Below are 10,772 nucleotides of genomic sequence, written 5' to 3' on the forward strand. Positions count from 1 at the left end.
CTGGTGGACGACGCCGAGTTCATCCGTGCCGACGTCGAGGGCATCGCGCCCGGCGTCACGGTGGTGGTGGTCAGCGCCGAGACCGGCGAGGGGGTGGACGTGCTGCGCGCCTGCACGCCCGGCACCACCGCCGTGATCGGCCAGTCCGGCGTCGGCAAGTCCACCCTGACCAACGTGCTGGCCGGCACCGACGTCATGGCCGTCCAGCAGGCCCGCGCGGTCGACCAGAAGGGCCGCCACACCACGACCACCCGCGAGCTGATCCCGCTGCCCGGCGGCGGCGTGCTGATCGACACCCCCGGTCTGCGCGAGGTCGGCCTCTACGGCGGGGAGGGCGTGGCGATGGCCTTCGCCGACATCGAGGAGCTGGCCACGGACTGCCGCTTCCACGACTGCAACCACCACACCGAGCCCGGCTGCGCCGTCCGGGCCGCCCTGGCCGACGGCACGCTCCCGGAGCGCCGGTGGGAGAGCTACCGCAAGCTCCAGCGTGAGAGCGAGTGGATCGCCTCCCGCTCGGACGCCCGGCTGGCCTCGGCCCGGGTGAAGAAGTGGAAGACCATCACCAAGGAGATGCGCGCGGTGGGAGGGACCGTGAAGTGGTGACCTCACCCGAGTCGTGACGGCGGGCCGTCGGCCGGGCCGGGCCGGATGACCCGCCCGGTCCGGCTGGCGGCTGGCGCGGAACGGCTCAGGGCGCGGCTCAGGGCTGGAACGGCTCAGGGCACGGAACGGCTTAGGGCGCGGCACGGCTCAGCGCAGGTCGGCGATCAGGCGGAAGCGCTCCATGACCACCGGCGTGGTGTCGTCCACGGTGAAGTCCGGGTCGCCGAGGGCGGCACGCATCTCCGCGCTGTGCCAGAAGCCCTCGTGGGTGGCGCGCCACTCGGCCACGCTCGTGTACCCCTCGCCCTCGTCCAGGGCGTGCCGGAGGTCGACCTCGGCGAGCCGGACCACCCGGACGTCCGTGGTCTCGGTCACCGCGACCGGCCGGCCGTCGGAGTCGATCACCACCCGGTGGTCGTTCACCTGCGGCAGCGGGTCGCCCGCGTGCTCGTAGTCGGCGAGGAGCCCGGTGGTGCTGGTCTTGGCGCCGCTCAGGACGGCCGCGACGAGCTGGTCCCGCAACGGTCCGGGGAAGGCGAACTCCTCCAGCGGGAGGGCGGCGACCCGGGGGTCGTCGGGGCCGGTGTAGGGCTGCTCGCTCATGGGGGCTCCAGACGGACGGCGGGCGGGGCGGCGCCGTCAGCGTAGCCGCCGGGTGGGGGCGGCGGCGCGCGGTTTTCCGGCCCCGGCGCGGGCCCGGGACGGCCCCGTCCGGCCCCGGATTCCGGGCTCGGCCGTGCTCGACCCGACGCCCAGCCGGCCTCGACCCGGCCCCGGGTGCCCGTCCGGCCGGCGCCGTTCCGGCCCTCCACGCCCATGTCCGATAACCGCCAGTCGACCGGCCGCCGGTGCCGCAGACTGGACAGCGTGATCGACGACGACATCCGGTACCGAGCCGTGGACAGCCGCGACGCCCGCTTCGACGGCGTGTTCTTCACGGCCGTCACCTCGACCGGCATCTACTGCCGACCGAGCTGCCCCGCCGTGACCCCCAAGCGTGCCAACTGCACCTTCTACCCCAGCGCCGCCGCCGCCCAGGGCGCCGGGTTCCGCGCCTGCCGCCGTTGCCGGCCCGACTCGGTGCCCGGCTCGCCGGAGTGGAACCACCGCGCCGACCTGGTCGGCCGCGCGATGCGGCTGATCGGTGACGGCGTGGTCGACCGCGAGGGCGTCGCCGGCCTCGCCCAGCGCCTCGGCTACAGCTCCCGCCAGCTCCAGCGCCAGCTCACCGCCGAACTCGGCGCCGGGCCGATCGCACTGGCCCGCGCCCGCCGCGCGCAGACCGCCCGGCTGCTGCTCCAGACCACCGAGCTGCCGGTCACCGAGATCGCCTTCGCGGCCGGCTTCGCCTCCGTCCGGCAGTTCAACGACACCGTCCGCGAGGTCTACGACCGCACCCCCAGCGGGCTGCGCGCCGAGGTCACCGCCGGTCGGCGCACGGCCACCCCGGCCGGCGGCCTCACGCTGCGGCTCGCCTACCGCGGTGCGTTCGACAGCGACCACCTGATCGACTTCCTGGCGCTGCGCGCCGTCCCCGGCGTGGAGGAGGTCGTCCCCGGCGCACGCCCCGGCGTCCGCACCTACCGCCGCACCCTCGGCCTCCCGTACGGGCACGGCATCGCCGAGGTCGACGGGCTCGCGCCGGAGGACCCGCGCACCCGCGGCTGGCTGGACTGCCGGCTCTACCTCGCCGACCTGCGCGACCTGCCGACCGCCGTCCAACGGCTGCGGATCCTCTTCGACCTGGACGCCGACCCGGACGCGGTGGACGAGCAGCTCGGCGCCGACCCGCTGCTCGGCGCGCTGGTCCGGGCCCGCCCCGGCCTGCGCTCGCCCGGCCACGTCGACCCGCAGGAGCTGGCCGTCCGCGCGGTGCTCGGCCAGCAGGTCACCGTCGGCGCCGCCCGCACCCTGGCCGGGCGGCTCGCCGCGAAGTACGGCGCCGCGCTGCCCGAGCCCAGCGGCGGGCTGCGGCTGCTGTTCCCGTCGGCTGCCGCCCTGGCGGTGGCCGACCCCGAGGACTTCGCGATGCCCGCCGCCCGTCGCCGGGCGCTCACCGGCCTGTGTGCCGCGCTCGCCGAGGGCATCGTCCGGCTCGACGGCGGCGTCGACCGGGAGGAGGCGGCCGCCCGGCTGCTCGCCCTGCCCGGGATCGGCCCGTGGACCGTCGGCTACCTGAGGATGCGGGCGCTCGCCGACCCGGACGTCTTCCTCCCGAGCGACGTCGGCATCCGCCACGGCCTCACCCGGCTCGGCGCCCCGGGCGACCCGAAGTCCGCGGCCCGCGCGGCCGAGGCCTGGGCCCCCTGGCGCTCCTACGCCGTCCACCGGCTGTGGGCCGCCCCCGCGAACGACCAGGGCGGCGCCGACCAGAGCAGTGCCGAACAGGACAGCGCCGACCAGAGCAGCGCCGACCAGAGCAACACCGGAACGGAGAAGCAGGACGCATGAGCACCACCGTCTTCACCCACATGGAAAGTCCGTTCGGACGGCTGCTGCTCAGCGGTGTCCGCCCGCCGGACGGGGGACCGGCCGCGCTGGCCACCGTCACCGCGCCCGGCCAGAAGTACGCGCTCGCCGAGCCGGCCGACGACTGGGTCCACGATCCGGAGGCGCTGGCCGAGCCGGTCGCCCAGCTCACCGCGTACTTCGCCGGGGAGCGCACCGCCTTCGACCTCCCGCTCGCCCCGGTCGGCACCGAGTTCCGGCAGAAGATCTGGGCCGCCCTCGACGACATCCCCTACGGCGAGACGGTCACCTACGGACAGCTCGCCGCCCTCGCGGGCGCCTCCCCGAACGCCGTCCGCGCGGTCGGCGGCGCGGTCGGCGCCAACCCCCTCCTCATCGTCCGCCCCTGCCACCGTGTCATGGGTGCCAACGGCACCCTCACCGGCTTCGCCGCCGGCGTGGACCGCAAGCGCTGGCTCCTGGACCTGGAGAGCGGCGCACTGTTCTGAGCGGGCGCGGGTCGGTGGCAGCGGCCACGGCGACAGGGGATCACGAGCCGAAGCCCTCCATGTGCCGGTCGAGATCGGCCAGGACGCGCCGGCCACCGCCGCTGATCACCGGCATGTCAGCTCGTCACCCATCGGGTCGGTGCGGAAGGGGTACGACAGGTCGACGCGCCAGTTGTTGCTGCGCATGGGGCGGCCGGGCGGGAACTCGAAGTCGGTCTCGCCCAGGAGGGTGAAGCCGGCCTTGCGGCAGACGGCGTTGGAGGCGGGGTGGTCGACGGACGGGAAGGCGTGCAGGTACCGGTGGCGGGCTCCGCTGCGGGCGGCGGCGACGGCGGCCCGGGTGGCGAGGGCGGCGATGCCGCGGCCCTGGTGCGGCGGGAGGACGTTCCAGCCCATCTCGTACACGGTCCCGCCCTGCCAGCTGCGGGCGGCGTAGCCGACGGTGCCGACGGGTTCGGCCTCGCCGACCAGCACGATGCGGAACATGCAGCCGAGGCCCGAGGGGACGAAGTCCAGGTAGCGGCCGTGGCGGACGAGGAGCTGCTCCTCGGTCTCCGGGCCGCCGACGTGCTTCTTCATCTCCGGCGTGTTGACCCGGCGCAGTAGCGCGAGGTCGGCGTCGGTCCAGGGTTCGAGGCGGATTCGAGCGGCGTCCATGCCGGGAACGCTAGCGCCGGCGCGGACCCGTCGGCACCGGGTTATTCGGGGGCGGGCGGCTCGGCCAGTGCGCGGGCGAGCCGGTCGAGGGCGGGGAGCGCCTGCATGACGGCCTCGCGGTCGGTGGCGGAGAGGGTGTCGAGCGCCGTCGCGATGCGGCGTTCGTGGGCCTGCTGCCAGTCGTCCAGCTGGCGCCGGCCGGCCGGGGTGAGGGCGATGCGGGCGGTGCGGCGGTCGCCGGGGTCGGCCTGGCGGTCGACGAAGCCGGCCTCCAGGAGCTTGCCGATCAGGCCGCTGACGGTGTTGGGGGCGAGCCGCTGGCGGGCGGCCAGCTCGCCGACCCGGAGCGGGGCGGCGGCGAGCGTCTGGAGGAGTTCGACCTGCGCCATCGGCAGGGACTCCCAGGGGTAGTCGGTGCGGATGCTGCTGCGCAGGGCGCGGCGCAGCCGGGTGACCACGTCGGTCAGCCGCCGGGCGCGCTCGATCGCCGGCGGCGCGAGGTCGGCGGGCGCGGGGTCGGCCGGTGCGGGGCCGGCCGGCGCAGGGCCCGGACGCTCCGCGGCCGCGCGCGGGGGTTCGGCGGCGGGGTCGGGAACGGGCGGTGTCGGCGACATGGCCGACAGCGTATCGCCTGGTGGCGGCCGTCCCGGGGCCCGCTCCGGCGGCCGGGGCCGCCCACCCGTCCCGGGCCGCCCACCCGCTCCGGTCGCACACCGACAAGATCGCACAGCGAACATATCTGCATCAGATATATTTCGCCCTATGAACACGCCCGCCCTCGCCGCCCGGCTGCTCACCGAGCGACCCCGGCCGCGCGGCATCGCCGGGTGGCGGCACGCCCACTGGCTGGCCGTCGGCACCGTCTGCCTCGGGGCGTTCCTCGGGCAGCTGACCGCCAGCGTCACCGCCCTCGTCTTCCCCGCGCTCGGCCGGCACTTCGGGGCGGGCTTCGCCGCCGTCGAGTGGGTCGCACTGGCCTACCTGCTGGTGCTGGTCGCCCTGCTGGCGCCGGTCGGCCGGCTCTCCGACCTGGTCGGCCGCAAGACCATGTACATCGGCGGCTTCGCCGTCTTCGCGCTGGCCTCGCTCGGCGCCGGCTTGGCCGGCAGCCTCGGGGTCCTGGTGGCCTGCCGGGCCGTCCAGGCGGTCGGCGGCGCGATGATGCAGGCCAACAGCGTAGCCCTGGTCGCCCGCGGCGTCCCCGGACACGCGATGCGGCGGGCGCTGGGCATCCAGGCCGCCGCCCAGGGGCTCGGCCTGGCGCTCGGCCCCAGCCTCGGCGGGCTGCTGGTGGAGCACGCCTCCTGGCGCTGGGTGTTCTGGATCAACGTGCCGATCGGTGTCCTGGGCATCCTGGCCGGCTGGTTCCTGCTGCCCTGCACCCGCACCGGGGCTCCGCCGGCCCGCAAGGAGGAGGGCCGCTTCGACCTGCCCGGCCTGCTGCTGCTCACCGGCGCGACCACCGCGCTGCTGCTCGCCCTCTCCACCGCGTCCGGCCTGCCGCTGCCGGGCTGGGCGGTGGCCGCGCTGCCGGCGGCCTCGCTGGTCCTCTCGCTCGGCCTGGTCCGCCGGGAACGGCGGGCGAGCCGGCCGATCCTGGCCCCCGGGCTGGTCAACACCCCCGGTGTGCGGCCGGGGCTGGTGGTCTCGCTGAGCGGCTACCTGCTGCTGTTCTGCCCGCTGGTGCTGGGCCCGGTGCTGTTCGCCGCGGCCGGTGTCCCGGTCGCCCGGGCCGGGCTGCTGATCACGCTGCTCCCGGCCGCGTTCGCGCTCGCCGCGACGGCCGGTGGCGGCCTGCTGCCGCGGGGCTGGTCGGACGTCGCCCGCTGCCGCGCCGGTGCGGCCCTCGCGGGCGCCGGGCTGCTGCTGTTCGCGGTGCTGCCGGCGGGCGCGCCGTCGTCGGGCCTGCTGCTGCCGGCCGTCCCCCTGGTGCTCACCGGCTGGGGGCTGGGACTGCTGCTGCCCGCCAACAACGCGCTGGTGATGCGGGCGATCCCGGCGGAGTGCTCGGCGGTCGGCGGCGGCATGGTGAACATGGCCCGCAGTCTCGGCACGGCCCTCGGCACCGCGCTGCCCGTCCTCGGCGTCCACCTGGCGGGCCCGGCGGCCGGCGGCCGGGCGGTGCTGTGCGCGCTCGCCGCCGTCGCCGTGCTGGCCGTGGCGCTGAGCCGCCCGGCCGGCGGCCGGGCCCGCCGGGAAGCGCCGGGCGTGGCCTAGCCGGTCTGGACGTCGGCCGTGTGCAGGGTGTCCTGCGCCCGGTTCAGCCCCCGGACCACCAGCGTCTCGACGGCCGTCGCGCAGCGGTCCAGCAGCACCGGGAGTTCGGCCTGCTCGGCGGCGGAGAACTCCTGGAGGACGAAGTTCCCGATCGTCTGCCCCTTCGGCGGACGCCCGATGCCGAAGCGGAGCCGGACGTAGTCGCGCGTGCCGAGCGCCTTGGTCACCGAGCGGGGGCCGTTGTGGCCGCCCGGCCCGCCGCCGCGCTTCAGCCGGCCGGCGCCGAACGGGAAGTCCAGGTCGTCCTGGACCACGAGCAGCCGGTCGGCCGGGACGCCGTACCGGCGCAGCAGGCCGGCGACCGGGCGGCCGGACAGGTTGATGAACCACTGCGGCTTCGCCAGCACCACCCGCCGTCCGTCGACCTCGATCTCGGCGACCGTGGCGCCGAGGCCGCGCAGCCGGAAGCGCGCGTCGTGCCGCCGGGCCAGCCGGTCGACCACCAGGAAGCCGGCGTTGTGCCGGGTGCGCCGGAACCAGGGGCCGGGATTGCCCAGGCCGGCCACCACCCAGGTGCTGCCGGGCGGCACGGGCCCGGGCCTCGTCCGCCCGGTCGGGGTCGGTGCGGCGGTCATCGGTCGGTGCCTCCTGGAGAAGTGCGGCCGGCCGGGGTGCGGCCGGACGGTGAGGCCGTCCGGTCGCACCCCGGCCGGGGCGGGGTCCGTGCGTCAGGCGGGGACGCCGGGGGCGGCGCCGCGCTCCTTGAGCATGTCGGTGATCAGCTGGATCTCCGAGGTCTGCCCGACCACCATCGACTGGGCGAGCCGCTTCTCGGTCTCGTTCTTCGCCAGGTCGACGTAGCCCTGGGCCATCTCCACCCCGCCCTTGTGGTGCTCCAGCATCAGCTGCAGGTAGTACACCTCGGCCTCGCGCCCGCCGAGCGAACGCAGCTTGGCGAGCTGGGCGTTGGTGGCCATGCCGGGCATCAGCGAGCCGTCGTGCGCCTCGTAGGTGTGATTCATCCTCATCCACACCATCGGCTTGGCCGGCGAGTGCTGCGGCAGTCCCCACTGGTCGAGCCAGCCCATCATCATCCCGCGCTGGTTGGCCTGGGTGTTGATGATGTCGAAGGCGAGGGTGCGGACCGGCTCGTCGGCCGTCCGGTCCCGGACGATGAACGAGAGGTCGACGGCCTGCTGGTGGTGGGTCGCCATGTCGCGGGCGAACCCGGCCTCGGGCGAGTCGTCCGCCGGCGCGGTGAGTGCGGAGGAGGAACCCGAGGCGGACGTCCCGCTCGCCACCAGGGCGGGTACCCCGAGCGCGAGGGCGAGCGCGGCGGCCAGCGCGGCCGGCCACCACAGCCGCCGGCGGGAGGCCGCCCGCGGCGCGTCGCCGTCCTCGCCGGGTGTCACCCCGTCGGGGGTCACATCTGCCCCATGGTGCAGGAGGCGCCGGGCTCCTGGGTCTGCTTGCCCTGCACGTACTTGGTGAAGAACTCGTTCACCCGCGGGTCGTTGGCGCTGTCCACGACCAGCTGGGTGCTCCACGCGCTGAGCGTGATGGTGCCCTTCTCGTCCGGGTACGGGCTCATCAGCGAGTACGGGGTGGCCTTCACCTTGTCGGAGAGGGCCTTGATGTCGTCCGGGGTGGCCTTGCCGTTGTAGGTCACCCAGACCGCGCCGTGCTCCAGCGAGTGGACGGCGCGCTCGTTCTCGACCGGCTGGTCGTAGACGTGGCCCATGCAGTCCAGCCAGATCGCGTTGTGGTCGCCGCCGACCGGCGGGATCATCGGGTAGTTGACCTTCTCCTTGACGTGGTTGCGGCTGAGGTCGCCGAAGGTCTGCACGCCGTCGATCGGCGCGCTGGCGGCGACCTCCTTGGCCTTCTTGTCCTTGTTGGCGTCGACCACGATCCAGGTGCTGGTGGCGATCGCGGCGATCACCAGGACGCCGACCGCCACCCCGGCGAAGATCTTGTTGCGGCGGTCGCGGCGCTGCTCGGCGGCGCGGAGCTCGGCGATCCGGGCACGGCGGTCGGGCGTGCCCTGCCTGCCGCCGGACTTGTTGGACTGCTTGGAGGCGGAACCCATGTGGTGTCCTTGTCCCCGCCGCGCGGTGGGCGCGGCGGTCTGAAGAGGGGGTGGAGGGGCGGATCCGTCGGCCGTGCCCTCCCGCCGTCCGTCCGGGCGGGCGGGGAGGTCGGACCGGCGGCGGGTTCCGCTCAGGACCGGTGGACTTGGAGCTCGTGCAGATCGGGTGCCGGGTGCGGACCGTCCAGCAGCCCGCGCGGCACCACCCGGGGCGGGGCCTCGGGAGTTTCCGGGCGGGGGGTCACGGCCGGCTGGGGCTGCGGCGGCGGGTTCGGCAGCTGGGCGTCCTGGCCACAGGACGGGTGGCCGGAGCAGCCGTTGTCGCGGTGCGGCGGCTCGCCGTCGACCGAGCACCACGTCCGGTGCCGCGGCTCGTCCAGGTGGCGGGCCGGGCGGGCGGCGGCCGGCGGACCGGGCGTCTTCGCCGTCCCGGCCGCGGCCGGGACCCCGCCTGCGGTCACCGCGGCGGCGGACGGCCCGGCGAGGGGGGTGGCCGGGGTGGCCGCGGGCGCGGCGGACCGCTCGGCCGAGACCGCCTGGGCCTGGCCCGCGCACGGGAGCGCCGTCAGCAGTCCGACCAGCAGCAGGACCCACAGCACACCGGCCGGGCGGCCCGCGGGTACGGCCCTCCCCGGTCGGGGCGATAGGGGGGCCGACGCGGTCATGCGCACATTTAATCAGCCGAACGAGTGAAGCGATGCCCCTCCTCGGCCCCCATTTTCGGCGCCGGAAGGGACCGAACACCCCGTAAACGCCCTGCTCGGGGCAGTTCCGGCAAGCACGGACGGAACGGAACCGGAACACCGGGCAAAGCCGGTGATCGGGATCATCCGATCAGTTCACGGTTTGTCGCCGAAACCCGGACACCGTCGTTGCTCCTTGGAGACAATGACGTCGAGCCCGGCCCCGCCGGGGGCGGCGCGCACACGGAGCGACCAGGAGCCGCCAGATGAGCACACAGGGTGCACCCGCCCAGCAGCACCGGCCGGAGGACGGCTGGTGGGACACGGTCTACGCAGGACCGGCGGGCACCCTTCCCGACACCCCGGACGCGGCGCCCGGGGGCGGGAGCGTCGACGACTGGTTCGAGACGGCGGCCGGGATGATCGGGCGGCAGCGGACGGACGAGGCGGGCGCGGAGCCGGAGCCGGACCCGGTGCCGGTGCCGGACCCGGTGGCGGCCGGGACGGCGGTGGAGGCGGCGGAGCCGGGGCCCGAGCCCCAGCCGGAGCCCCGGCCGGAGCCCGAGCCGTGCCTCGAACCCGAGCTCGGACCCGGCCCGGAGCCGGCGGCGGGAGCGGGAGCGGCGGCCGCGGGCGGGGACGCGGTGCTGGAACGGGACAGCATCGACGACTGGTTCGACACGGCGGTCGGCGTCATCGGGCAGCAGCGCTCCGCGGACGAGACCCACCGGTTCCCGGCCCCGGCCTGGGCGGCCGAGGCGCCGGAGGAACAGCCGGAGGCGGCGACGGTACCGCAGCCGGGGCCGCAGCCGGAAGCGGAACGTGAGGTGCGGCCGGAGCCGGCACCCGAGGCGGCGCCCGTGCTCCGGAAGACACCGTCGCCCGCGCCTGAGCCCGAGCCCGAGCCCGAACCGGAAGCGGCTGCCGAGCCGGTGCCCGCCGCTGGGCTCGTCCCCGCCCCGGAAGCCCTGGAGGCAGACCCCGAGCCCGCCGCCCCCGCGGTGCGGCCGGGCGCGCGGTCGGTGCTCGCCGACGAGGCGCCCGCCGTGCCGCACGTCGGCGTGCGCCCGCCCACGTACGGGCCCGAGCCGACCGCGGTGCCCGAGGCGGACCCGGGCGCCCTGGGTGCCGTCGTGCCGGACACCGTCCTGGAGGGGGCCCAGTACGCCTCCGCCATCCTGCGCGCCGTCTCCGTCCGCGGCGACTCCGCCCGCTACCGCGGCGAGCCCCGCCGCGACACGCTGCTGGTGACCCGGTTCGGCGAAGGATCCGACGGCCTGCTGCTCGCCGCGCTCGGCGGCTTCGACCGGACCGCCGCGGCCGAGCCGGTCGCCGCCGAGGCCGTCGCCACCGCCGGTGCCGAGGCCTGCCGCCAACTCGCCGCCGCGATCGGCCGCAGCCGGGCCGGCCTCGCCGCCGACCTCCGCGCCGGCGCGCGCGACCGCCTCCGCTACGGCCTGCAGCGGCTTGCCACCAGCGCGGCCGCCCCGCTGCGCGCCCTCGCGCCCGAGCCGGAGGGCGCGGACGCGGTGGGCCGGCCCGGCCCCCCCGCGCCCCCCCCCC

Annotated in this window: 12 protein-coding genes; 5 read left to right on the forward strand and 7 right to left on the reverse strand. The window is 76.2% G+C overall.

What is annotated here, in order from left to right; genetic code table 11:
* Nucleotides 1-606 (forward strand): ribosome small subunit-dependent GTPase A (gene rsgA, locus ABZ885_RS28135; protein ID WP_360194332.1); only part of this gene is annotated, 606 nt, incomplete at its 5' end.
* Nucleotides 607-753: 147 nt separating this feature from the next.
* Here rsgA and ABZ885_RS28140 read toward each other — a convergent pair.
* Nucleotides 754-1,209, reverse strand: coding sequence for an ASCH domain-containing protein (locus ABZ885_RS28140; RefSeq protein ID WP_360194334.1), 456 nt, complete (start codon nt 1,207-1,209; stop codon nt 754-756).
* Nucleotides 1,210-1,422: 213 nt separating this feature from the next.
* Between ABZ885_RS28140 and ABZ885_RS28145 the strand changes: the two genes are divergently transcribed.
* Complete coding sequence (locus tag ABZ885_RS28145) at nt 1,423-3,057, forward strand: AlkA N-terminal domain-containing protein (protein ID WP_360194337.1); 1,635 nt, start codon at nt 1,423-1,425, stop codon at nt 3,055-3,057.
* Nucleotides 3,054-3,563, forward strand: coding sequence for a methylated-DNA--[protein]-cysteine S-methyltransferase (locus ABZ885_RS28150; protein WP_360194340.1), 510 nt, complete (start codon nt 3,054-3,056; stop codon nt 3,561-3,563). Before ABZ885_RS28145 ends, ABZ885_RS28150 begins: the two co-directional genes overlap by 4 nt.
* Nucleotides 3,564-3,668: 105 nt before the next feature.
* Here the strand turns inward: ABZ885_RS28150 and ABZ885_RS28155 are convergent, their stop codons facing one another.
* Nucleotides 3,669-4,220 (reverse strand): GNAT family N-acetyltransferase, encoded by a 552-nt coding sequence (locus tag ABZ885_RS28155; RefSeq protein WP_360194343.1) that lies wholly within the window; start codon nt 4,218-4,220, stop codon nt 3,669-3,671.
* Nucleotides 4,221-4,261: 41 nt separating this feature from the next.
* Entirely contained in the window at nt 4,262-4,834 is a 573-nt protein-coding gene (locus tag ABZ885_RS28160) for a MarR family transcriptional regulator (protein WP_360194346.1), read from the reverse strand.
* 148 nt (nt 4,835-4,982) lie between these two features.
* Between ABZ885_RS28160 and ABZ885_RS28165 the strand changes: the two genes are divergently transcribed.
* Nucleotides 4,983-6,437: an MFS transporter gene (locus ABZ885_RS28165; protein WP_360194349.1), complete on the forward strand. Its 1,455-nt coding sequence runs from the start codon at nt 4,983-4,985 to the stop codon at nt 6,435-6,437.
* Here ABZ885_RS28165 and pth read toward each other — a convergent pair.
* The 4 genes from pth to ABZ885_RS28185 all read right to left on the reverse strand — a co-directional run bounded on the left by pth (nt 6,434) and on the right by ABZ885_RS28185 (nt 9,125).
* Nucleotides 6,434-7,072: an aminoacyl-tRNA hydrolase gene (gene pth / locus ABZ885_RS28170; RefSeq protein WP_360194352.1), complete on the reverse strand. Its 639-nt coding sequence runs from the start codon at nt 7,070-7,072 to the stop codon at nt 6,434-6,436. The two genes, ABZ885_RS28165 and pth, sit on opposite strands and share 4 nt — an antisense overlap.
* Before the next feature lie 93 nt (nt 7,073-7,165).
* Nucleotides 7,166-7,864, reverse strand: coding sequence for a DUF305 domain-containing protein (locus ABZ885_RS28175; RefSeq protein ID WP_360194355.1), 699 nt, complete (start codon nt 7,862-7,864; stop codon nt 7,166-7,168).
* The gene (locus tag ABZ885_RS28180) at nt 7,861-8,526 is read right to left on the reverse strand and encodes a DUF3105 domain-containing protein (protein ID WP_360194358.1); all 666 of its coding nucleotides are present in this window, start codon (nt 8,524-8,526) and stop codon (nt 7,861-7,863) included. The genes ABZ885_RS28175 and ABZ885_RS28180 overlap by 4 nt, the downstream gene beginning before the upstream one ends.
* A gap of 131 nt (nt 8,527-8,657) precedes the next feature.
* Nucleotides 8,658-9,125, reverse strand: coding sequence for a hypothetical protein (locus ABZ885_RS28185; protein ID WP_360194361.1), 468 nt, complete (start codon nt 9,123-9,125; stop codon nt 8,658-8,660).
* Between the two features lie 350 nt (nt 9,126-9,475).
* Here ABZ885_RS28185 and ABZ885_RS28190 point away from each other — a divergent pair.
* Nucleotides 9,476-10,772, forward strand: a 1,297-nt coding sequence (locus tag ABZ885_RS28190; protein WP_360194364.1) for a hypothetical protein, incomplete at its 3' end; no start/stop codon positions are given.

Origin of the sequence: Kitasatospora sp. NPDC047058, assembly GCF_040643935.1 — a bacterium.
Classification (GTDB): Bacteria; Actinomycetota; Actinomycetes; order Streptomycetales; family Streptomycetaceae; genus Kitasatospora.

Coding starts and splice junctions, on each gene's coding strand:
- ABZ885_RS28150 (WP_360194340.1), top strand. CDS start 3,054: ATGAGCACCACCGTCTTCACCCACATGGAAAGTCCGTTCGGACGGCTG.
- ABZ885_RS28140 (WP_360194334.1), bottom strand. CDS start 1,209: ATGAGCGAGCAGCCCTACACCGGCCCCGACGACCCCCGGGTCGCCGCC.
- ABZ885_RS28155 (WP_360194343.1), bottom strand. CDS start 4,220: ATGGACGCCGCTCGAATCCGCCTCGAACCCTGGACCGACGCCGACCTC.
- pth (WP_360194352.1), bottom strand. CDS start 7,072: ATGACCGCCGCACCGACCCCGACCGGGCGGACGAGGCCCGGGCCCGTG.
- ABZ885_RS28180 (WP_360194358.1), bottom strand. CDS start 8,526: ATGGGTTCCGCCTCCAAGCAGTCCAACAAGTCCGGCGGCAGGCAGGGC.
- ABZ885_RS28145 (WP_360194337.1), top strand. CDS start 1,423: ATGTCCGATAACCGCCAGTCGACCGGCCGCCGGTGCCGCAGACTGGAC.
- ABZ885_RS28165 (WP_360194349.1), top strand. CDS start 4,983: ATGAACACGCCCGCCCTCGCCGCCCGGCTGCTCACCGAGCGACCCCGG.
- ABZ885_RS28160 (WP_360194346.1), bottom strand. CDS start 4,834: ATGTCGCCGACACCGCCCGTTCCCGACCCCGCCGCCGAACCCCCGCGC.